General features: G+C 50.0%; 20 protein-coding genes. 9 read left to right on the forward strand and 11 right to left on the reverse strand.

All coding sequences use genetic code 11. The annotated features are described in order from the left end of the window. Positions 1 to 381: 381 nt before the first annotated feature. A complete protein-coding gene (mutS, locus tag DHN43_RS10715) occupies positions 382 to 3,120 on the reverse strand; it encodes a DNA mismatch repair protein MutS (protein ID WP_108818584.1) in 2,739 nt (912 codons plus the stop codon). A 140-nt stretch (positions 3,121 to 3,260) separates the two neighbouring features. Between mutS and DHN43_RS10720 the strand changes: the two genes are divergently transcribed. Together DHN43_RS10720 and DHN43_RS10725 are read left to right on the forward strand one after the other, a co-directional pair. Continuing rightward, positions 3,261 to 5,543 carry an NADP-dependent malic enzyme gene (locus DHN43_RS10720; RefSeq protein WP_108818585.1) on the forward strand — a complete coding sequence of 761 codons (2,283 nt, stop codon included), beginning with the start codon at positions 3,261 to 3,263 and terminating at the stop codon, positions 5,541 to 5,543. A gap of 238 nt (positions 5,544 to 5,781) precedes the next feature. Then, positions 5,782 to 8,979: a hypothetical protein gene (locus DHN43_RS10725; RefSeq protein ID WP_108818586.1), complete on the forward strand. Its 3,198-nt coding sequence runs from the start codon at positions 5,782 to 5,784 to the stop codon at positions 8,977 to 8,979. Positions 8,980 to 9,014: 35 nt separating this feature from the next. Here the strand turns inward: DHN43_RS10725 and DHN43_RS27290 are convergent, their stop codons facing one another. Then, complete coding sequence (locus DHN43_RS27290; RefSeq protein WP_208995209.1) at positions 9,015 to 9,362, reverse strand: SH3 domain-containing protein; 348 nt, start codon at positions 9,360 to 9,362, stop codon at positions 9,015 to 9,017. Positions 9,363 to 9,403: 41 nt separating this feature from the next. On the opposite strand from DHN43_RS27290, the gene DHN43_RS10735 reads away from it, so the two are divergent. Beyond that, positions 9,404 to 10,120, forward strand: a complete 717-nt coding sequence (locus DHN43_RS10735; RefSeq protein WP_063317119.1) for a phosphoribosylanthranilate isomerase — start codon at positions 9,404 to 9,406, stop codon at positions 10,118 to 10,120. A 15-nt stretch (positions 10,121 to 10,135) separates the two neighbouring features. Further along, positions 10,136 to 11,350 (forward strand): tryptophan synthase subunit beta, encoded by a 1,215-nt coding sequence (trpB, locus tag DHN43_RS10740; protein ID WP_108818587.1) that lies wholly within the window; start codon positions 10,136 to 10,138, stop codon positions 11,348 to 11,350. 80 nt (positions 11,351 to 11,430) lie between these two features. Here trpB and DHN43_RS10745 read toward each other — a convergent pair whose 3' ends face one another. After that, positions 11,431 to 12,342, reverse strand: coding sequence for a methylated-DNA--[protein]-cysteine S-methyltransferase (locus DHN43_RS10745; RefSeq protein ID WP_063286236.1), 912 nt, complete (start codon positions 12,340 to 12,342; stop codon positions 11,431 to 11,433). A gap of 107 nt (positions 12,343 to 12,449) precedes the next feature. Continuing rightward, positions 12,450 to 12,959, reverse strand: coding sequence for a DUF2244 domain-containing protein (locus DHN43_RS10750; protein WP_208980764.1), 510 nt, complete (start codon positions 12,957 to 12,959; stop codon positions 12,450 to 12,452). Between the two features lie 100 nt (positions 12,960 to 13,059). On the opposite strand from DHN43_RS10750, the gene nth reads away from it, so the two are divergent. Continuing rightward, entirely contained in the window at positions 13,060 to 13,779 is a 720-nt protein-coding gene (nth, locus tag DHN43_RS10755; RefSeq protein WP_063286235.1) for an endonuclease III, read from the forward strand. Between the two features lie 16 nt (positions 13,780 to 13,795). On the opposite strand, the gene irrA is transcribed toward nth, so the two are convergent. Further along, positions 13,796 to 14,227 carry an iron response transcriptional regulator IrrA gene (gene irrA / locus DHN43_RS10760; RefSeq protein ID WP_057463201.1) on the reverse strand — a complete coding sequence of 144 codons (432 nt, stop codon included), beginning with the start codon at positions 14,225 to 14,227 and terminating at the stop codon, positions 13,796 to 13,798. A 373-nt stretch (positions 14,228 to 14,600) separates the two neighbouring features. On the opposite strand from irrA, the gene fabA reads away from it, so the two are divergent. The 3 genes from fabA (at position 14,601) to fabI (ending at position 17,311) form a co-directional block, all read left to right on the forward strand. Then, positions 14,601 to 15,116, forward strand: coding sequence for a 3-hydroxyacyl-[acyl-carrier-protein] dehydratase FabA (fabA, locus tag DHN43_RS10765; protein WP_057463202.1), 516 nt, complete (start codon positions 14,601 to 14,603; stop codon positions 15,114 to 15,116). 94 nt (positions 15,117 to 15,210) lie between these two features. Beyond that, positions 15,211 to 16,428: a beta-ketoacyl-ACP synthase I gene (gene fabB / locus DHN43_RS10770; RefSeq protein ID WP_063286233.1), complete on the forward strand. Its 1,218-nt coding sequence runs from the start codon at positions 15,211 to 15,213 to the stop codon at positions 16,426 to 16,428. Positions 16,429 to 16,483: 55 nt separating this feature from the next. Continuing rightward, positions 16,484 to 17,311 (forward strand): enoyl-ACP reductase FabI, encoded by an 828-nt coding sequence (gene fabI / locus DHN43_RS10775; protein ID WP_108818588.1) that lies wholly within the window; start codon positions 16,484 to 16,486, stop codon positions 17,309 to 17,311. Positions 17,312 to 17,392: 81 nt separating this feature from the next. On the opposite strand, the gene DHN43_RS10780 is transcribed toward fabI, so the two are convergent. Then, on the reverse strand, positions 17,393 to 17,941 hold the full coding sequence (locus tag DHN43_RS10780) for an SH3 domain-containing protein (RefSeq protein WP_108818589.1): 549 nt from the start codon (positions 17,939 to 17,941) through the stop codon (positions 17,393 to 17,395). A gap of 249 nt (positions 17,942 to 18,190) precedes the next feature. Here DHN43_RS10780 and DHN43_RS10785 point away from each other — a divergent pair, with 249 nt between their 5' ends. Then, the gene (locus DHN43_RS10785; protein ID WP_108818590.1) at positions 18,191 to 19,177 is read left to right on the forward strand and encodes a 2-hydroxyacid dehydrogenase; all 987 of its coding nucleotides are present in this window, start codon (positions 18,191 to 18,193) and stop codon (positions 19,175 to 19,177) included. A 48-nt stretch (positions 19,178 to 19,225) separates the two neighbouring features. Here the strand turns inward: DHN43_RS10785 and dnaQ are convergent, their stop codons facing one another. The 5 genes from dnaQ to DHN43_RS10810 all read right to left on the reverse strand — a co-directional run bounded on the left by dnaQ (position 19,226) and on the right by DHN43_RS10810 (position 22,875). After that, complete coding sequence (gene dnaQ, locus DHN43_RS10790; RefSeq protein ID WP_108818591.1) at positions 19,226 to 19,936, reverse strand: DNA polymerase III subunit epsilon; 711 nt, start codon at positions 19,934 to 19,936, stop codon at positions 19,226 to 19,228. 2 nt (positions 19,937 to 19,938) lie between these two features. Further along, the gene (coaE, locus tag DHN43_RS10795; protein WP_108818592.1) at positions 19,939 to 20,538 is read right to left on the reverse strand and encodes a dephospho-CoA kinase; all 600 of its coding nucleotides are present in this window, start codon (positions 20,536 to 20,538) and stop codon (positions 19,939 to 19,941) included. Next, positions 20,539 to 21,372, reverse strand: coding sequence for a shikimate dehydrogenase (locus DHN43_RS10800; protein WP_108818593.1), 834 nt, complete (start codon positions 21,370 to 21,372; stop codon positions 20,539 to 20,541). It lies immediately after the preceding gene. Then, complete coding sequence (locus DHN43_RS10805) at positions 21,369 to 21,965, reverse strand: Maf family protein (protein WP_108818594.1); 597 nt, start codon at positions 21,963 to 21,965, stop codon at positions 21,369 to 21,371. The genes DHN43_RS10800 and DHN43_RS10805 overlap by 4 nt, the downstream gene beginning before the upstream one ends. 61 nt (positions 21,966 to 22,026) lie before the next feature. Then, positions 22,027 to 22,875, reverse strand: a complete 849-nt coding sequence (locus DHN43_RS10810; protein ID WP_108818595.1) for a pyruvate, water dikinase regulatory protein — start codon at positions 22,873 to 22,875, stop codon at positions 22,027 to 22,029. Positions 22,876 to 22,938: the final 63 nt, after the last annotated feature.

The following is a 22,938-nucleotide window of genomic DNA, read 5'->3' on the forward strand; positions in this document are numbered from 1 at the left end:
AACGTGACCGCATGGTTTGAGGGGAAGGGCCCAGGACTATAGGGTATCACGCGGCGACGGATGCAGATGTACCGGTTGGAGAAATCCACTTTTGCAGATGTGTTTGTCAAAGACGGAGGAACTGTTTGGGCATGGAAACGTGTCTGGATAAGCCACTTTCTTTCCGGGAAACCGGCTATCGTGCCTTATAGGCAAAAGAGGCGACGTAGTTCATTATAAAAAGCCCGGGCAAGGCGCGTAGCCAATGCTGAAGAAACATTTTTAAACAAGTAGCGCAGGTATTGCCTGCCGCCTTGCTCATCCCGACTATCGGGTTTCACATGAAAACACCGCCGGAAATCTCCAGCGGTGCTAAAACTGCTTGTGTTTTCAAACTCGAAATTAATTCGAGCTGAGCTCTTTGTGCTTTTGCTTGAGAGCGTAGAGCGCTTCCTGAGCCTGGCGCGGTGTCATATCATCAGGATCAAAGGTCTCCAACAATTCAACAAGCTCACTGGAAACAGAGACTTCCTCATGTTCTTCCGGCTCCGGAATGGTTTCCAGAGGTTGCGAGAAGGATGCAAAGAGCGGCAGATCATCCAAAAGTGTCTCAGCAGGCTTGTTGGTGTCTTGCTCTTCCAGCTGCGTCAGGATCTTTTGCGCGCGGCTGACAACAGTCTTCGGCAGACCAGCCAGTTTTGCGACCTGAATACCATAGGAACGATCAGCAGCACCTTCGACGATTTCGTGAAGGAAGACAACATCGCCTTTCCACTCTTTCACACGCACGGTCGCGTTGTTGAGACGCTCCAAACGCTGTGAGAGTGCTGTGATTTCATGGTAGTGCGTCGCGAAGAGCGAGCGCGAGCGATTGGTTTCGTGCAGATGCTCAATGGCAGCCCATGCAATGGAAAGACCGTCAAAAGTCGCTGTTCCGCGTCCGATTTCATCCAAAATCACCAGAGAGCGGTCCGTGGCCTGATTGAGAATGGCAGCTGTTTCCACCATCTCAACCATGAAGGTTGAACGGCCTCTGGCGAGGTCATCAGCAGCGCCAACACGAGAGAACAAGCGATCTACAATGCCAATGTGGGCAGTCGTTGCAGGAACGAAACTACCCATTTGAGCCAGCACTGCGATCAATGCATTCTGGCGTAGGAAAGTTGATTTACCGGCCATGTTAGGACCAGTGATCAGCCAGATCTGGCCATTTTCGTAACTTTCCTGCGGGCCGAGGTTGGCATTGTTTGCCACAAATGGTTCGCCAGATTTGCGAAGAGCTTGCTCCACCACCGGGTGGCGGCCACCTTCAATCGTGAAGGCAAGCGAGCCATCAACGATTGGGCGGATGTAGTTTTCAGCTTCCGCCAAAACCGCAAGAGAGGTTGATACGTCCAGTACTGCAAGAGCTTCAGCCGCAGCTTTAATCAGGCCACCGGCCTCAACAACAGCCTTTGTCAGCTCGTTGAAGATTTCCAGCTCAATCGCAAGGGCGCGTTCTCCTGCGCTTGCGATTTTGCTTTCCAGATCAGCAAGATCGGTGGTCGTGAAGCGCATGGCGCCAGCCATAGACTGACGGTGAATGAAGCGGGAAGGGTCATCCTTCATCGGATCACACAGCGCGGTCGGCGCTTCCATAAACCAGCCAAGCACGTTGTTGTGCTTGATCTTCAGTGAGCGAATGCCAAGCTCTTCGGCCAGATCCGCCTGCATCTGTGCGATGACTTTTCGGCTCTGATCGCGAAGTGCTTTGAGCTCATCGAGGTCTGGATGATAGTTATGCGCAATGAAACCGCCGTCTCGCTTGAGAAGTGGCGGTTCTTCTGCAATCGCGACGCTAAGCTTTTCACCCAGCGCATGCGGTGCTTGCTCCAACTTTTGCACGGCAAAGCCAACTTCCTGAGGGAAGGCGCCGCCAGAGGCGAGCAAACCTGCAATTTCTCGCGCAGATTTCATTGCAGACGCGATGGACTGCAAATCACGCGGACCTCCACGGTCCACAGCAAGGCGGGACAACGCACGAGACATATCCGGTGCGGATTTCAGCAGGCTGCGGATATCCTCACGCTGCATGGTGTCGGACGCAAAAAACGCAATGGTGTCCTGACGATGACGGATTTGTTCCGGGTCCGTAAGGGGACCAGACAGACGACTAGCAAGCAGGCGAGAACCCGCTCCGGTCACGGTTTTATCGATTGCAGACAGCAAACTGCCTCGACGCTCGCCGGACAGGGTACGAGTCAGCTCAAGGTTGGCGCGGGTTGCCGGATCAATCAGCAACTGTCCTGCAGCGGCTTCTTTGACTGGTGGGTCGAGAGGAGGGCGCTCACCGAGCTGGGTTTTGTCGATGTAGGCCAGAATGCCACTGGCTGCGATCAGTTCAGCACGGGTGTAGTTGGCGAACCCGTCCAGCGTACCGACGGAGAAGTAAGTGGAGAGGCGATCCTGAGCGTTTGCGCCATCAAAAAACGTGCGTGGAACAGGAGAAAGGGCAGCGCCAAGTCCTTCGACTGTCGCTCGCAACTCGGTTTCCTGAAGAAGTGCGTCAGCAAGCACCAATTCTGATGGATCAATGCGCGCCAGATCAGCAGCAAGGCGCACATCGTCACTTTCAGCCACGCGGAACATGCCCGTGGACATATCAATCCAGGCGAGACCATAGAGGTTTCCGTCAGCCGTGCTCCCACCTTTGACCCGCGCTAACGAGGCAAGGAAGTTGTTTCGTCTGGCATCCAGAAGGCGATCTTCCGTGATCGTACCCGGTGTCACCAAGCGCACCACATCGCGGCGAACAACAGATTTGGAGCCACGTTTTTTGGCTTCTGCCGGATTTTCCGTCTGCTCACAAACAGAAACGCGGTGTCCAAGACCGATCAGTTTTTGCAGATAATCATCAGCGGCATGCACGGGAACGCCGCACATGGGAATATCATCACCATTATGCTTGCCGCGTTTGGTGAGCGTAATTCCGAGAGATTGGGATGCAACTTCTGCATCTTCAAAAAACAGCTCGTAGAAATCACCCATTCGGTAGAACAGGAGACTGTCCGGATTTGCCGTCTTAATCTCAATATATTGCGCCATCATGGGTGTGACGCGGCCTTTTGCTGGGGAAGGCTTTTCAATATCTGCTGTAGTCATGGCGCAGACACTAGCAAATGGTTCTATGTGTTTCACCCGTGTCAGTTTAGTTCACAGCTTGAGAACGAGATTTTACGGGGATAATGTCGTCCAGTGATATTTGAAAAGAACACTGCGCTTGAGGGTGAGGAATTTTTCGCATGCCAACCACTGATAAAACAGCAAGCTCGCAGGTCAGCTTTACTGACCAAGACGCGTTAGCCTTCCATAACGAAGGTAAACCGGGCAAGCTTGAAATCTCGCCAACCAAGCCAATGGCCACTCAGCGCGACCTGAGCCTGGCCTATTCTCCTGGCGTTGCTGTTCCTGTGCTGGCAATTGCAGAAGACGCAAGCAAGGCTTACGACTACACCACCAAAGGCAACATGGTTGCGGTTATCTCCAACGGTACTGCCATTCTTGGCCTCGGAAACCTTGGCGCATTGGCTTCCAAGCCGGTGATGGAAGGCAAATCAGTTCTCTTCAAGCGCTTTGCTGATGTGGATTCCATTGACCTTGAAGTGGACACTTCCGACGTTGAGGAGTTCATCGACTCTGTAAAGCACCTCGGCCCTTCTTTCGGCGGCATCAACCTTGAAGACATCAAGGCACCGGATTGCTTTATCATCGAGCAGCGTCTTCGTGAGATCATGGACATTCCGGTGTTCCATGATGATCAGCACGGCACTGCTATTATCGCAGCAGCGGGCTTGATCAACGCGGTTCATATGACAAATCGCGACATCAAAGATGTGAAAGTGGTCTGTAATGGCGCGGGCGCGGCTGGCATTGCTTGTATCGAGCTTGTTAAAGCGATGGGTGTTCCGCATGAGAACGTTCTTCTCTGCGATACAAAAGGTGTGATTTATCAGGGTCGTGAAGCTGGAATGAACCAGTGGAAGAGTGCGCATGCTGTGAAGACTGACAAGCGCACCCTTGAAGACGCACTGGATGGTGCCGATGTGTTCTTTGGTGTTTCCGTCAAGGGCGCTTTGACACCTGACATGGTGAAGACCATGGCGCCGGACCCAATTATCTTTGCGATGGCGAATCCGGATCCTGAGATTACGCCGGAAGAAGCCAAGGAAGTTCGTCCGGATGCTATTGTTGCAACAGGTCGCTCTGACTACCCGAACCAGGTGAACAACGTTCTCGGGTTCCCGTATATCTTCCGCGGGGCGTTGGACGTTCATGCAACAACCATTAATGATGAGATGAAAGTTGCCTGCGCTCGAGCGCTTGCAGAACTGGCTCGTGAAGATGTTCCTGATGAAGTGGCAGCAGCTTATCGTGGCAGCCGTCCTCGTTTCGGTCCCGAATACATCATTCCGGTTCCGTTTGATCCTCGTCTGATTTCCCGCATTCCTCAAGCAGTTGCACAGGCTGCGATGGATAGCGGCGTGGCACGTCGTCCGATTGTAGACATGGATGCTTATGGTGCGCAGCTACAGGGTCGTCGTGACCCGATTGCCGGTACTTTGCAGCGGATCATCTCCAAAGTGCGTCAAAATCCGAAGCGCATTGTGTTTGCGGAAGGGGAAGAGCCAGCGGTTATTCGCGCAGCTTCTGCCTTTGTTGCGCAAGGGCTGGGTGAAGCGATTCTTGTTGGCCGTGAAGATGAGATCCGCGCCAATGCGACATCTGCCGGTATTGATGTGAACCGCCCGGGCATTCGCCTTGAAAGTGCGCGATCCTCCACCCGCAATGCGGATTACGCAGAATATCTGTATTCTCGCCTACAACGTAAAGGCTATCTGCAACGTGATTGTCAGCGTCTCGTCAACAATGACCGTAACTACTGGGCGTCCATTATGGTTGCGCGTGGCGATGCTGATGGCGTTGTAACGGGAACAACACGAAACTATTCCGTTGCACTGGAAACCGTCAGCCGCTGTATTGATACCAAACCGGGGCACCGCGTGATTGGTGTTTCGCTTGTTGTGACACCGGGCAAAACTGTTCTTGTGGCCGACACGGCTGTTCATGACATGCCGACCTCAGAGGAACTGGCGGATATTGCGGAAGAAGCAGCGCATGTTGCCCGCCGTCTTGGTTCTGAACCACGCGTTGCTATGCTGGCGTACTCCACATTTGGCCATCCGAAAGGTGAGCGGACTGAGCGCCTTCAGGAAGCCGTTAAGATCCTTGATCGTCGCCGTGTGGACTTTGAGTATGATGGTGAGATGGGTGCAGATATTGCACTTAACATGGAGAAGATGGCGGCTTATCCGTTCTGCCGTCTGAATGGACCTGCAAACGTGCTTATTATGCCTGCATTCCACTCCGCTTCCATCGCAACGAAATTGTTGGAAGAGCTTGGCGGATCAACACTTATTGGCCCACTGCTGGTTGGCATGGACAAGCCGGTTCAGATTGTACCGATGGGTGCCAAGGATAGCGAGATCTTCAATATGGCAGCTATTGCGGCCTACAACATCACTTAGGTCTGACGGAATTGTGAGATCAGAAAAAGCGTCGCTTCTGCGGCGCTTTTTTATTCCCTAAGCCTCTGATGGAACTACACTTCTATCTGAAAGAAATTATATTAATTACATCTCTCGCAAAACTCTTTGTTTCCTTGAAAACCTCTCTTCACCCTGCCTCCTAAATGCAGAAGAACCGGATACGTATTTATAGATATGTTGAGCCCGAAAATGAAAGACTGAAGCTGGGAGTCGATCTATGGCTAAGGGTACAATTGAAGTTGCTGAATACCAATGGGCACAGAAGGTTCACAAAGAATACTCCTGGCCATTTGATGCATATGATGGTGACCCGACGCCTGCCAAAATTGCAGCTCATTGCAAACAGAAGAGTGCCAACTACAAGAAGGCCCTCAAGAAATACGCTGCAGAGAAGAAGAACCTCAAAACTCAGGCACAAATTGATACTTTTGCGCCTCTTTATAAGAACTGTCAGGATTATCTGACCCTCGCGGATAATTATCTAAAAGTCCCCAATGTTGCTGATGCAAACGAAGCTTTGGATGACGTTGCTGCTATTCTTGATGCAATGGGAAACCTCTTCACCCGTGAAAGCGGTGGTGCGAGGAATGGGGCAGCTAAGCAGGATCTTTCAACTGCCAAACAACAAAAAGAATTGGAAGAAAGTGCAAGTCGGCTGGCCTTCTATGGATCATTGAAAAAAGAGATTCATACCCCAGAACAACAGCAGTACTTCAATGAGATTCATAAGCAGGCTGAATGGAACATCGGAGAGATCGCCAAGCATATTCTCACTGGTAATCTTGAACAAGCAGATGATCTGTTGTTCCAGACACAATCCAATCTGAAGGGAATGGAAGGGCTAATTGCTGTCGTCAGAAAACAGGCAGATGATCTGAATAGCGCCAGAGCTGCAGTAAGTGACGCGAAAACTCGCATGGCGAACGCATATAAGATTCGAAAAACAATCGCCGACAAACAGGCCAGAAAAGTATTCGAAGACCAGCACAAACAGGCCAAATCGGAGATCAAGACGGCTGAAGGGTTGCTTAAAAAAGAACAAATCAAAGAAGCGCGACCTGTTCTTGCGTCAATCGATCATCTTGTCGAGCAACTGGAATATGCGACTGGAACCAATAACTGGGCACCTTTAGATCCCAAATATGCCCGTGAACTGAAGGGGTGTAAGATAGACCTTCAGTTAAGCTATCAGCAGATTAATTCGATTCCGGATAAAACTGCCAAGAGAGAATTTGAAAAGCACTATCAGACAGCAATCAACATTGTAGCAGACACTGAAGTGCTCATAGATGGCGACGGCAGAGCTGCTGAAGAGAAAGTGAAGGGCAACATTGCTACACTGAGAGGAAAACAGCGGGAAATAGACCTATGCATTTCTGAGTCTTTCGACTCCTTCACTACAAACCCAGGTGATGCCGGGCAACAGAATGGTCATCAACAAGACTTGGACGTATGCCGTGGAGACTTGGAAGCCGCGCAAGTTGAGCTTAGCAGAATCTCAAAAAACAAAGGTGTACTCACCGACCCTCAGATCTCCAAGCAGTTCATGGACTTTGCAGCAGCAGCACAATCTTACATTACTGAAGGCCTGCAATATGTAGCTACTGACAAAATTCAGGAAGCAAGAGGGAAGCTGCAAACCTGTTCATCAGCAATAACTTCAATGGAGTTTTTACTTGAATCTGCACAAGCAGCTAGTACCGGCGGTGATCAATCCGGAACACCGCAGTCTCAAGCTCAACAGACTAAAAACGCGGCTGATCAGGTTAAGGCTGAGCATCAAGCGATGATGGGCCGTATTAAGAACCTTCTCGGCCAGGAAGCAATTATTCAAGACCAGAAGCAGCTTGAAGAGTTCGCTACTTATAAACTCCTGGCTGATCAGCTAGACAGCATGATTTCTGACTTGATCCAAAGAGACAAAGTCAGTGATGCGCGTGCAGAACTGGTACAGCTGGATGGTATGGCAAGTAATCTGCAAGCGTGTATTGATCAGGCGAACGCAAGTAACGCACAACGCTCCTCGCAACAACACGATGAGCAACGCATTGCAGAAGAGCGACAACAAGCCTCCGCATATCGTAAAGCGCTTAACACTGCACAGCGCACAGAGAAGAAACTGGAAGCTCAGCAACCACAAATTGCGGACCCAGCAAAACAGCAGAGATATGCAGCTTTGCTGGCACAAATCGGTGAACTCATTAGCGAAATCGGCGGGACCCTTGCTACCAGCCAAGAAAACCGAATTCAGCTTACAGCACAGTTAATGCCGAAATTAGACGGCTACCTACAGCAAGCTCAGGACATTTATGATGGAGCTATAGCCGCTCAGCAGCAAGAAGAGTTGCTTAGACAAGGCGCTAATGAGTGCCGAGCCAAAGTCAAAGGAATAGCCGCCAAGGCGGCCTTCTTGAGGAAAAATAAAACAGACATCAAAGATCCTCAAAAACAAAGGCAGCTTGGACAATATCTCAGCGAAATCACTGACAAAATTAGGGAAATAAATCTTACGCTTGTTTCTAAAGACCCAAACCGGGTTCTTTTAGCCGAAGCGCTGTTTCCAGTTCTTAACAATGCCTACCTGCAGGCACAAGCATTCTACAATAACATGCTCAGTGCCCCTAAACCGACGCCGCACCATCTCAAAAAGAATGAAATTCGGTACAAGCACCGAGCAAAAGGTATCCGGAACAACGTCGATTCAAGAGCAACGCCAACTGGCCCAAATCCTGATTTTTACTGCGAGCAACAGGATGGGATGTTCTGCCTTAAGCATTCAATCAATGCTTGTCTTGGCTTTGGCGCTATCACCCCTCAAGATATGGAGGATGGTCTCTTAGCAACCAGTGTCGAGGGTTTTAAAGCTCAAGATGACAGGCAACTCTTTAGTGAGTTAAAGAATTTTTATCCTGGCCTGAAAATGGAAGACATGCTCAGAGAGAAGTCGAAGGATCCTGAAGGTTTCTATCGTAAGGCCGCAAAAAAACAGTTTGAGCAGCTCTTAGGGGGTGTATCGCCCGCTGATTACATCCGCGAGCGAGGCTCAGACCCACATTCAGCCATTGCGATCATGAAATCAAAACAGAAAGATCTTGGACTTCCAGACCTGAAAGACACTTTTTTAGATAAGCCGAAAACACCAGCTGACCTGCAGAAGAACGTCGACAAGGTCAAAGAAATCACAAGCGATGCTGATGTAGATCGTCTGGTTGTTGGAGCAGGTGCGCACTTCATCGCCCTCCGGAAGAACGCAGAGGGTGATTGGTTTGAGGTAGACAGTCAGAAGGCAGCTGCACAGCGGATTGATCTAGAGCAGTACTTCAGAGACAAGGCGCTTCAACACAAAAACGAAGCCCTTGCTATTCTGCATTTTGATGGGGATGTGAATGCTGAAGCTTCTCAACCAAGGAGATGAGTTGAGAAGCTGACAATGAGGAGTGAGCGCGTCGGTTAGACGCGCCGCATGTAGCCTTTGTAAACCCAGCCGATTTGTTCGGAGGTTTGGGCGTCGCGGATGCCGAGCCAGTTGCCTTTGCAATCGGCGATGTTAATTGCTTGATTTGGGATGAGGCGGCCAATGACGTTGTAATTGGTTCCGGGGCCGGTACGAAGGTTAAGCACACCTGACTTCAATGGCTTAACTGCATAAGTGCCTGCACATGCCTGATCAAACCCGATGGGCACTTGTGGCTGGTGCTGGTAGACTGTCTGTGCTGGGGAGCTGCTTGCAAAAGCGACGAGTGCTCCACATATACCAAGGGTCATCAGATGACCGCGATAAACTCCAGATTTTCTCATTGGTCCCGTCCAGTTCAGGTTCCATAAATGACCAGAACAGGGTGACAAACCCCGATATTTTTGGTCTAACGGTCATTCTGGTATTGCTTGAACACGGTGCAAATATGGTCTCTTCCGCTATGATAAAAATCTGCGGCATCTCTACGAAGGAAACTGCGGACGCGGTTACGAAAGAACAAGTCGATATGATCGGATTTGTCTTTTTTCCGAAAAGTCCGCGCTATGTTTCCATGGCTAAAGCCAAAGAGCTGGCAGACCACGTGCGCGGTAAGACGCAAATTGTTGCACTTACTGTGAACATGGATGATGCAGGCCTGAAGGAAATTGTCGACACCATCTCACCAGATGTTTTGCAGCTGCACGGGAGTGAAACCCCTGAGCGCTGCTCAGAAATTCGCGAGAGTTTTGGTGTTCCTGTTATGAAAGCCTGCGGGATTTCTTCTGCAGAAGACGTGGAGGCACTTACGCCCTATATTCCGCACGTAGACAGATTTCTTCTAGATGCAAAACCACCAAAAAATTCCGATATTCCGGGAGGAAATGGTGTCAGCTTTGACTGGAAACTGCTACAAGGCCTAGAACTTGGAAAGCCTATCATGCTTTCTGGCGGCTTAAGCCCTGAAAACGTCCGCGAAGCTTTGGCAATCTCCGGAGTGAGTGATGTCGATGTTTCATCCGGCGTCGAACGCGAGAAGGGCGTTAAAGACATCGAGTTGATTGAGGCTTTTGTGCGTGAAGCGCGCAGCGTTGCCGAGTGAATTTGGGAAGAATTAATGAACCAGCAAGCCAACACATTGCGTTCCGGTCCGGATGATCGCGGCCACTTTGGTGATTTTGGGGGTCGTTTCGTAGCTGAAACGCTCATGCCTTTGATCCTGGATCTAGAAAAGGCTTACAGTGACGCGAAGGCTGACCCAGCATATGCGGCAGAGCTGGAAAACCTGAACACCCACTATACTGGTCGCCCATCTGCGCTTTATTTCGCTGAACGCCTGACAGAAGAGCTGGGCGGCGCGAAGATTTACTTTAAGCGCGATGAGCTGAACCACACAGGGTCCCACAAGATCAACAACTGTATTGGTCAGATCCTGCTGGCTAAACGTATGGGTAAAACCCGTATCATTGCGGAAACCGGCGCTGGTCAACATGGTGTTGCGACCGCAACAGTTTGTGCGCGCTTTGGTTTGCCATGCGTTGTTTACATGGGTGCTACCGACGTTGAGCGTCAGAAGCCGAACGTGTTCCGCATGAAGCTTCTGGGTGCTGAAATTGTTCCCGTTACTGCGGGTGCTGGTACACTTAAGGACGCGATGAATGAAGCGCTACGTGACTGGGTAACCAACGTGGATGACACGTATTACCTGATCGGCACAGCTGCTGGCCCGCATCCTTATCCAGAGATGGTTCGTGATTTCCAGTCTGTGATTGGGGAAGAGACCAAAGAACAGCTGATGAAAGCAGAAGGCAAATTGCCAGATGCTCTCGTTGCTGCAGTTGGTGGTGGCTCTAACGCGATTGGCCTGTTCCATCCGTTCCTTGATGATCCATCCGTTGAGATTTACGGCGTTGAAGCTGGTGGTAAAGGCCTTCAGGGTGAAGAACATTGTGCCTCGCTGAACGCAGGTAAGCCGGGTGTACTGCATGGTAACCGCACCTATCTGCTGCAGGATGATGACGGACAGATCCTTGAAGGACATTCCGTGTCAGCAGGTCTGGATTATCCTGGTATCGGCCCTGAGCACTCCTGGCTGAAGGATGCAGGCCGTGTGAACTACGTGCCTGCGACTGATGAGGAAGCTCTGGATGCATTCCAGATGCTGACCCGCGTTGAGGGTATCATTCCAGCTCTGGAGCCAAGCCATGCGCTTGCTCAGGTGATCAAGATGGCGCCTAAGATGGACAAAGACAAAGTGATCGTCATGAACCTTTGTGGTCGTGGTGACAAGGACGTCTTTACAGTTGGCAAGATCCTTGGATTTGACCTGTAAGTCATTTGATTTTCAAATGAAAAAGGCGGGCCTTGTGCTCGCCTTTTTTGTTGCCTGAGATTGAATCGGACGTGAAACGATTAGCCCGTGGCAGCAATGCCATCCAGAACGCCGGAAACGCCAGCTTCCCAGCCCAGAATGGCGCGCTTACGAGTGATGCCCCAGTGGTAACCACACATATTGCCCTTTGCCCCGAGGACGCGGTGACACGGAACGACGAAGGACAGCGGGTTCTTTCCAACGGCTGTTCCAACAGCACGAGAGGCTTTGGGATTACCGAGGTTATTCGCGATCTCCGAATATGTGGTAGCCTTGCCTAAAGGAATTTTCAGAAGCGTTTGCCAAACGCGGATTTCAAAGTCCGTTCCAATGAAGACAACACGAAGCGGCTGATCTTCCTTCCACTTATTTGGCTCGAAGATGCGGGAGACGTAAGGAGCGGTGAGTTGCTGGTTCTCTTCAAACTCAGCGGCTGGCCAGCGTTCGCTCATGTCAGCAAGTGCTTTTGCCTCTTCGCCGGCATCGGCAAAGGCAAGGCCTGCCAGACCACGCTCTGTTACCATCAGCAGGACGATCCCAAACGGGCAGGGGTGAAAGCCCCAACTGATTTTTACGCCCGCACCACGCCGTTTGTAGTCGCCGGGCGTCATCGCCTCATGGGTTACAAACAAGTCATGCAAACGGGCGGGGCCTGAGAGGCCAACTTCGAGCGAGGCTTCCAGAATACTAGCGGAATCTTGTAAAAGAGCGCGTGCGTGATCGATGGTGATGGCTTGCAAGAATTGCTTGGGTGTAATGCCTGCCCATCTTGAAAACACCCGTTGAAGCTGAATTGGCTGAAGGCCAACGCTGTAGGCAAGCTCTTCAAGGGAGGGTTGTTCCCTCCAATTCTCGGAGATGCCTTGAAGGGTTTTCTGGACGACACGATAGTCCTCAAGAGCAGAACTGTCTTCTACAAACGTGCCATTTGCGAGATTGGCTGCATTAAACATCTTGATTCACGGCTCTTAGATTTCGTTTCTCATTAGGTGAAATCTAGATGATCCTCAGCCTGAGAGCCACCCGAAACGCGAGTACATAGGAACAGTGTATTTCAGGCTCAGGCATGATCAAACCCACGATTGCGTGCGGAGTGGATTGCCTGAGAAAACGCAGAGGCGAAACTTGTCCGGTCATCCGGGTTCAAAAACGCTCCAACAATGAGGAAAAGTTGATCAGAACGCACCAAAATGCGCGTAACTCCAACATCATCATCCCGTTCGATATGGAGTTTCATGTGAAACGGATTGAGTACATACTCCTGCACGTCGCCTTTGTACGTGACGTGTTTCAATCTGACCTCAAGCGGGGAAACGCTGATTTCCTCATAGGTTTCAGCCGTCGCAAAGTTGTGCCTGAACGCGAGCCAGAGAAAGAGAACAGGTAATGATAGGAGGATAGGCGCGGGCCATAATCCCATCAGAACAAGCACGAGCGAATAAAAGCCAGCAATCAAGCCAGCGCACCAAAGAACGATGTTCACGCCCCGGCGGGACAGTGAGCGGTGCGGGGTTAGAACAGCCTGAAAGAAAGGGGGATAAGGCTCCCGCTTTTGAAGATCATGGGGCATTGGTGCTATTTCGCACTCTGTTTCATTGCTACTCTTTATCGCTTAAGAGTATAGAGCTTTCAAAGCCTACGCAAAGTCACTTATTTCCTTCGAGAGTCCTATGGTTGACGCTACCAAAACAAAGAAGGTTGCATCTTCTTCCAGTACACGCAAAAAGCCGGTTTCTAGATCAAGGTATTCTAAAGCCGAGATCTACGAAATCTTTGCGGCATTTGAAAAAGACAATCCAGAACCGGAAGGGGAGCTTAATCATTCCAACGAGTTCACGCTGCTGGTTGCTGTTGTGCTTTCCGCTCAAGCAACAGATGCCGGGGTGAACAAAGCAACGAAACATCTCTTCCAGATTGCAGATACGCCAGAGAAGATGGTTGCTCTTGGAGAAGATAAGATCCGTGAAGAGATCCGCACAATCGGGCTCTATAAAAACAAAGCAAAGAATACGTTTTTGCTCTCACAAATGCTGATTGAGCATCATGGTGGGCAAGTTCCGCAAACCCGTGAGGAGTTGGAAGCTTTGCCGGGTGTTGGCCGTAAAACAGCAAATGTGGTACTGAATATTGCTTTTGGGCAGCCTACGATTGCGGTAGACACGCATCTCTTCAGGATTGCAAACAGGTTAGGGCTTGCCCCCGGCAAAACACCGCTGGATGTTGAGTTGAAACTGGAAAAGATAATTCCGCAAGATTTTATGCAGCACGCACACCACTGGCTGATCCTACATGGCCGTTACATCTGTAAGGCGCGCAAGCCGGCGTGCGATCGCTGCATCATCTATGATCTTTGCAAAAGCAAAGAGAAAATCTTGAAAGAAGTTGCCTGAGAAAAAGCAGAGGCTCTTAATGCATCTGCTTTTTACGGAGACGAACAACCACTTCCACGCGGGAAATTTCCATTCCTTCAGGTGGAACTGGCAAGTTGTCTAGTGTCAGGCCACTGTCTGGAATGTCGATTACACGGTTCTCATCTTCCAGGAAGAAATGGTGATGCTCAGAAGTGTTGGTGTCGAAGTAAGTCTTTGTTCCTTCAACAGCAACTTCACGCAGCAAACCAACTTCAGTGAACTGATGAAGTGTGTTGTAAACTGTCGCCAGAGAGACGGGCACATTCGCAAGGATAGCTTCTTCGTGAAGGACTTCCGCCGAGATGTGGCGATTACCCTGAGAATAAAGAAGCTCAGCCAGTGCCACGCGCTGACGTGTAGGGCGCAGACCTGCGTCTCTTAGCATCCCTGTTACATCTTGATGTTCGTTAGCAATCTGCGAGCTCATTTTTTCCTACTTTAGTTCTTTAGGGTGCTGATGTTTTAACACCTACGCACCAATTCTACCAGCATTAGATTAAAAGCAACCTATTGACCTGCACCCAAGCACTCTCAATATAAGGGAGCATAACCCTTGATACATCAAGCTAAAACCAAGCAGGATTAACCGGACTGCTTATAACAATAATAAGAATAGTATAAGTTTAACACAACTGCGTACATTGAGCACACGCAAACTCACATACATCGCTCTTTCGATATTCGGGCTCGTGTGCTAGGAAGGCCCGAACAGTTAATACTTAGAACCATCGTTACGTTTAGGTAAGGTGAACCCTACGTTTTTCTGGCCTCAAACAAACGACAAATTATGCGGGAATAGAATGCACGAGAAGCGTTCAAGCTACGATAAAGAAGCTCTGCTGGCCTGTGGTCGCGGTGAGCTGTTTGGCCAAGGCAACGCACAGCTGCCACTTCCTCCTATGCTGATGTTTGATCGCGTCACCGAAATTTCTGAGGAAGGCGGCGAGTACGGCAAAGGCGTAATTCGTTCTGAATTCGACATTAATCCAGATCTCTGGTTCTTCGAATGTCACTTCCAGGGCGATCCTGTTATGCCTGGCTGTCTTGGTTTGGACGCTCTGTGGCAGATGACTGGCTTCTATCTTGGCTGGCTCGGCGAGCCAGGTCGTGGTCGTGCACTTTCTACCGGTGAAGTTAAATTCACAGGTCAGGTTACTCCTGACGTAAAAATGCTGGAATTCGGTGTTGATATGAAGCGCGTTATGCGCTCCCGCCTGAAACTGGCAATTGCTGATGGCTGGGTAAAAGCTGACGGCGAGACTATTTTTGTTGCGAAAGACCTACGTGTTGGTCTGTTTCAAGACGAAGCAAAATAAGTAATCAAATTATGCGAGGGTTTGTCATGTGGAATGACGAACCCTTTTTTGGAATTGGGTCCGATTGGACCGCTTAACCCACGGGAGACCTTAGATGAGGCGTGTGGTTGTTACTGGTATGGGTATTGTTTCTCCTCTTGGCAACAATGCTGAAGAAGTGAAAGCAAGCCTTTACGAAGGTAAGTCCGGTATTGTTGCAGCTGAAGACTACGAGAAGCTCGGCTTCCGTTGTCAGGTTCATGGCGCACCTACCTTGGACCCATTGGAAAAACTTGGCCGTCGTACCTCTCGCTTTATGGGTGAAGGCGCTGCATGGAACTACATTGCCATGGAGCAGGCCATTGAAGATGCTGGTCTTTCCGAAGATCTGGTTACCAATGACCGCACTGGCCTGATCATGGGTTCTGGTGGCCCGTCCACCAAAGCGATCGTTGAAGCTGCGGATATCACCCGTGAAAAGGGCCCACGCCGTATCGGGCCGACCGCTGTTCCGAAAGCTATGAGCTCTACGAACTCTGCTACGCTTGCAACGCCATTTAAAATTCACGGCGTCAACTACTCCATTTCCGCAGCTTGTGCGACAACCAATATCTGTATTGGTAATGCCTATGAGCTGATCCAATGGGGTAAACAAGACGTGGTATTTGCTGGCGGTGGCGAAGAACTGGACTGGACACTCTCCAACCTGTTTGATGCTATGGGCGCAATGTCATCCAAGTACAACGACACTCCGTCTACGGCTTCTCGTCCATATGACAAGAACCGTGATGGCTTTGTTATTGCTGGTGGTGGCGGTGTGCTGGTTCTTGAAGAACTTGAGCATGCAAAAGCACGCGGTGCAAAAATCTACGCGGAAATCGTGGGTTACGGTCAGACTTCTGATGGTCACGACATGGTTGCACCAAGTGGTGAAGGCGCCGCTCGCTGCATGAAGATTGCGCTTAAAGACGTTGATTGTGACATTGACTACATCAATCCACATGCAACCTCTACACCTGTTGGTGACATCAAAGAGATTGAAGCGATCCGCGCCGTGTTCGGTGACAAGGTTCCGCCAATTTCTGCGACTAAAGCGCTTTCTGGTCACTCTTTGGGTGCTGCAGGCGTTCATGAAGCGATCTACTCTTTGCTTATGATGGAAGGCAACTTCATTGCGGCTTCTGCTCATATTGAAGAATTGGATCCGGATTTTGAGGATATGCCAATCGTAAGAGAACGCGTAGATAATGCAGAATTGAATTGCGTTCTTTCAAACGGCTTTGGATTTGGCGGCACCAACGCGACCGTCGTGTTTAAGCGATACAAAGACTGAGTTTGAGGTTCTGAGCTTGCTCAGCTCCTTTAACTTTTGATTAAAGGAGTTTTCTATGAGCAAGCTTATGCAAGGCAAGCGTGGTCTGATTATGGGCGTTGCCAATGACCACAGCATTGCCTGGAGCATAGCCAAAACTCTTGCAGAACAGGGTGCAGAAATGGCGTTTACCTATCAAGGTGACGCCTTCGCCCGACGCGTAAAACCACTGGCAGACAGTGTTGGATGCGATATGCTTCTTCCATGTGATGTGGAAGACATTGATAGCGTGGACAAGGTTTTCGCTCAGCTCCAAGAAAAATGGGGGAGCATTGATTTCCTCGTGCACGCGATCGCGTTTTCAGACAAGTCTGAACTGCGTGGCCGTTATGCAGACACTTCCCGTGATAATTTTGCCCGCACCATGCAGATCTCCTGTTTCTCCTTCACAGAGATTGCAAAGCGAGCGGCTGATTTGATGCCGAACGGCGGTTCCATTCTGACACTGACGTATGGGGGCGCGACCAGCGTGATGCCAAACTATAACGTCATGGGCGTTGCCAAGGCCGCACTGGAAGCATCCGTACGCTACCTGGCTATGGACTTTGGCGAGCAGGGCATCCGCGTGAATGCTATATCTGCAGGGCCTGTGCGTACACTGGCTGGGGCAGGTATCTCTGACGCTCGTTTGATGTTCAACTTCCAGCAGGCAAACTCTCCGCTGAAGCAGACTGTTACAACCGAACAGCTTGGTGGTTCTGGTCTCTACCTTCTCTCAGAGTTGTCTGGCGGAGTGACTGGTGAAGTACACTTTGTGGATTCCGGTTATAACATCGTTTCGATGCCACGTATGGAAGAGCTTAAAACTGCTGAGAAGCTGATGCGCGAAAAGGAAACCATCTAGGTTTCTCTTGATTACTCAATTGAACAATAAAAAAGCCTCTGAGAAAATTCAGAGGCTTTTTGAAATCATGATCTGTGAGGATCAGTTATTGATTGTCTCGTTTTTGTAAACGCCGAACAGTCTGCTCTGATCAATCCAACCTTCAAAATCTTTGCCGGAGATGCGACAATAGCCGTCTATGCACTCAACGACACCAGCAAGCACCAGTGGCTCCAGAAAGGCGATGACCTTTTCATTCGGGCCGGGGCGCTTGCGCAGAGGGGTGGTTTCTACTGTGTTTTCCAGCCAAGGCGTTACCAGTGCAGAGCGGTAGCCAGTCAGCAGGGTTTTGAAAACCCAACCGTCTTTGCCTTCCCAATCACGGATGCGGCGCCAGTCGTCATATTCCTGAATAACTTCAACCGGCAGCCTGCTGCGAATAAAAGTCCAGCCAATATCGTGATTTCTGCTTGGACCTTTGCGAACGTTCACTCTATCAGACTTGAGGCTGACAAAACGCGGAACCGGGAGACCTGAGACACCAGAACCCGCAGACTGCGCCTGTGAGGTGATTACGAATGGGGAAACAAAGAGGAATAATAGAAAAGCAGCTGCAAGGGCACCAAGAGCACGAAAACTTTTATTTTTCATAGCGATACCAAAACTTCCCGTAGGCTAATCCGTAATTTTCACTAAAATCGAGACACAAGTATCATACCTTAGATCTCGCGATTTCCGATAGTGGCTGCTATTAGATGTAGACGTGTTTGACAAGTCTTGTTTTCACCGGAACATTTGGTAATGAAACTTTAACAGCCTGTAAGACCTTTGAGTCATTGACTCATATGGTGATTAGGGCAGGGTTAAAAAACTTCGAATTTTTGACAGAAGGCGGGGACGATGCCAAAAAAGAAGCCTATTGTGGTTGTGACGCGGAAGCTGCCGGATGTTGTTGAAACACGCATGCGCGAGCTTTTCGACACACGATTGAATGAGCAAGACAAGCCATTCACACAGGCCGAGCTTGTGGAAGCTGTCAAAATTGCTGATGTTCTCGTCCCCACTGTTACTGACCGCATTGATGCTTCGGTTTTGGCTCAGGCTGGCCCTAATCTGAAAATGATCGCCAACTTCGGGAATGGTGTTGATAATATCGATGTTATCTCCGCCAACAATCGCGGTATTGCTGTTACCAATACCGCTGGTGTGATGACTGAAGACACCGCCGACATGACCATGGCGCTCATCCTTGCCGTTCCGCGTCGTCTTTCTGAAGGCATGAGAAAGATTGAGAACAAGGAATGGGATGGTTGGTCTCCAACCTGGATGCTGGGTCGCCGGATCTGGGGCAAGCGTCTGGGCATTATCGGCATGGGCCGGATTGGTCAGGCGGTCGCCAGACGCGCAAAAGCGTTTGGTATGTCTATCCATTACAACAATCGAATTCGCGAGCCTCTGGAGCTTGAAGAGCAGCTGGAAGCTACTTTCTGGGAAAGTCTGGATCAGATGCTTGCGCGTATGGATGTCGTCTCCATTCATTGCCCGCACACGCCAGGAACTTACCACTTGCTTTCCGCACGTCGTTTGAAGCTGATGAAACCTGATGCATACATCGTGAACACCGCTCGTGGTGAGATCGTGGACGAGAATGCGCTGATACGCCAAATCGAAGCTGGTGAGCTGGCAGGGGCTGCGCTTGATGTGTTTGAGCACGAGCCAGCTATCAACCCGAAGCTTGTCGCCTCAGACAAAGTGGTCGTGCTGCCTCATATGGGCTCTGCGACTATTGAAGGGCGTATTGATATGGGTGAGAAGGTCATCATCAATATCAAAGCCTTTATGGATGGGCACCGTCCACCGGATCGCGTTTTGCCATCCATGCTCTGATAAATGTTTGAAGCGCTTCAGATTTTTGGAGCGCTTTTGATTTGGAACCTACTTCAGATACTTATTCCAGGCAGGATCAGATTTCATGCCAGCAAGGAACTTGGCGTGGGCCTCAATCTCTTCTTCCGATAGGGCAGGGGAGAGGGCGACAGGACGCTGTTTTGCTGCGATGCGTTGTTTTGGCTGATCATCGCTGATGCTGTCGAGGTCAATTGCTTCATCATCTGGCATCAGGCCGAGATTTTTTTGCTTCCCGCCGTTCATCTCCAGATAAACTTCGGCCAGCAACTCCGCATCGAGCAGCGCGCCGTGGTATACGCGCTTTGTGTTATCCACGCTGTAGCGCGAGCACAAAGCATCCAGCGACACTGATCCGGTCGGGAATTTTCTGCGTGCGAGCTTTAGAGTATCCAGCACCTGCGTATTTGGGATTTTTGGTTTATTACAACGCCCAAGCTCCATATTGATGAAGCCCATATCGAATGGAGCGTTGTGAATGACCAGACGGGAATCTCCAACAAAATCAAGAAATTCATCAGCGACATCGACAAATAGCGGTTTGTCTGAAAGGAACTCAGCAGAAAGGCCGTGAATACGGAAGGCTTCTTCTGGCATATCCCGTTGCGGGTTGACGTAAAGATGACAGGTCCGGCCCGTTGGAATGAAATTTATGAGTTCCACTCCGCCGATTTCAACCAACCTATCCCCATCAAGCGGATTCAGGCCTGTGGTTTCAGTATCGAAGGAGATTTCGCGCATAATTACACCGTTCTGGAAGCGATAGAAGACACAGCGCGCATGATGGCACCTACTGCACGACGGGCCGGTTCAATGCCTCGGCCAGTCTCAACAATAAAATGCGCTCGTTTGCGTTTTTCTGCGTCGTTTAATTGTTTTGCGTAAATAGCCTCAAATTTCTCTGGTGTCATGCCCGGTCTTTCAAGAACGCGCTGACGCTGCACATCATATGGTGCAGAAACGACGACAACCGCATCAACACTGTGATGTTTGCCAACTTCGAAGAGGAGAGGCACATCGAGAACAACAACTTTGCGGCGATCTTTTTTGGCCTGCTCAAGAAACTCGGTTTCAACTTCCTGAACGAGCGGGTGGATGAGGCTTTCCAGAAGCATCATCTTTGCTTTGTCGTTAAAGACGATCTTACCGAGTGCTTCCCGGTCGATGCGGCCATCTTTAACAGTGTCGGGAAAGGCACTGCCGACGGGCTCAACTGCTTTGCCAGCATAAAGCGCATGAACGGCAGCATCTGCATCGTAGACAGCGGCTCCGGCCTCTGCAAAGAGCTTTGAGGTGGTTGATTTCCCCATTCCAATTGAGCCGGTCAGGCCGAGAATAACCATTCAGGCAAGCCCCATTTCTTTCAGGATCATCTCACGAAGTTCACTGGTAACTTCAGGACGAACTCCAAACCACTTTTCAAAACCCGGTACAGCTTGGTGAAGCAGCATTCCCAGACCATCCACCGTCGGATTACCACGTTTTGCAGCATCCCGAAGCAGTTTGGTTTGTAACGGAGAGTAAACTATATCCGTCACCACCGCTGATTTCGACAGGTTATCAAGAGTAATGCTTAACTCAGGCTGTCCGATCATACCAAGAGAGGTTGTGTTGACCAAGACATCAGCTTCTCCAAGCTTTGCCCCCAAGCTATCCCAAGTAATCGCATTAGTATTTGATCCAAAATGATCAGCTAGTTTCTGTGCTTTTTCCAAGGTTCTATTAGCAATATACACCTCTGTGAATCTTCTGGACAGCAACGCCCAGATAATAGCACGGGAAGCACCGCCAGCACCCAGAACTATGGCTTTGTGCCCATTGTTATCCCAGTTTGGCAGCATCTGGTCGAGATTTCCCAGAAAACCGAGGCCATCGGTGTTTGAGCCGTTTAGAACACCAGCATCATCCAGCCAAAGCGTATTTACAGCGCCAATCATCTTAGCTGCATCATCCAGCTTTTCGGCTGAGTTATAGGCGTGCTCTTTGTTAGGAATGGTTACGTTGCAACCAACAAACCCATGCTCGGCCAGAGAGCCATAAAAGCTCTCGGCGGTTTCTGGAGGCACATCCTGCGCAATATAGCTGCCTTCAATGCCATGTTGTTTGAGCCAATAACTATGGATCAGAGGGGACTTTGAGTGGCCAATCGGATGACCTGTGACAGCTGCGTTCCTCATTTTTTCAAAACCTCAATCTCGCGCAAGAAAGAGAGGAGGCTCAGGAGAGGCAGCCCCAACACTGTGAAATAATCGCCTTCAATCTTGTCAAAGAGCTGCACGCCTTCAGCTTCCAGCTGATAAGCACCGACGCTGGAGAGTATTTCGGTTCCGGTTCGCTCAATGTACCAATCCAGAAAATCTTCTGATAGCTCACGCACATTCAGAATTGCCGTCGAAATGCCTTCCCAGACAACTTCGCCATCTTTGACGACACATGCAGCTGAATGAAGAGCATGACTTTTGCCGGAAAAGCTCATGAGTTGCTGGCGGGCTGCGTTCAGATCTTCTGGCTTAACGAGGCGCTTTCCTTCGAATGCCAGGATCTGATCAGCGCCAACGACGTAAGCACCAAGATTTCGGGCAGAAACTTCTTTCGCTTTCGCAACGGATAATTTAGCTGCAATCACTTTTGGATCCACACCAGTGGAAAGTAATGGCTCTTCTATCTGACGCTCATCAACATTTGCTGGAATGCGATCGAAAATTAAGCCTGCATTTTCTAAGAGAGTCGCGCGAATTTTACTTCCGCTCGCTAAAATCAGTCGAGTCATACTCTGCTTTCTCAATCTGAGGATTTCTTGTGCTGTTTATTGGGATAAAGCGCGAGGCTTCTCAATATTCTTCTGTCTCTTTTTGCTCATTTTTATGTTTTCGGAGCAAATCCATGATCTCGGCTGCCGTTTCTTCGATAGAACGGCGCGTCACATCAATGAGCGGCCAGCCATTTTCAGCGCACAACCGTTTCGACATCGCAATCTCCTGAGCAATCGATTTGCGATCAACGTAGGTGTCGTTGTCTGTTTTGGCATCCAGCGACAGAATACGGTTCTGGCGGATATCCCGGATACGCTCAGCCGTAGCCATCAGGCCAACCACGAGAGGTCGTTTGGCTTTGAGGAGCTGTCGGGGAGGGCGCATATTGGGAATAAGCGGGATATTAGCCGCCTTAATACCTCTGTTTGCCAGATAGATAGAGGTTGGTGTCTTAGAGGTTCGGCTGATACCGACAAGAATAACGTCTGCCTCATCCAAAGCCCCAGCGATTTGGCCATCATCGTGCAGCATGGTGTAGTTCATCGCTTCCATGCGCTGGAAGTATTCCTCATCCATCACGTGCTGTCCGCCCACACGCCACGTTTCTGTGACGTTCAGATAGCTATGGAAGACTTGATAGACGGGCTTGAGAACATTCACACAGGGCAGCCCCAAATCCTGACATTGTCGCTCCAACCGGCGCGCATAGGATTGTTCCACAAGCGTGTAGAGGACGATTCCCGGTGCAGATTCAATCTCTTCCAGGACTCTACTCAACTGCTTGTCATGGCGGATCAGTGGATAGACGTGCTCAATGGGCTGAATATTCTCATATTGCGCGGTTGCAGCACGCACAATTGTCATCAAAGTTTCGCCCGTTGAGTCCGAAACCATGTGTAAATGGAAATAGTTAGAGTGGTTACCCAAGGTATCATCCTCAACATTCCTAGGAGACTTGGGAAAACTAGCCAAATCTCGCTGTGCTTTCAA

The organism is Pseudovibrio sp. Alg231-02 (assembly GCF_900143565.1).
Classification (GTDB): Bacteria; Pseudomonadota; Alphaproteobacteria; order Rhizobiales; family Stappiaceae; genus Pseudovibrio.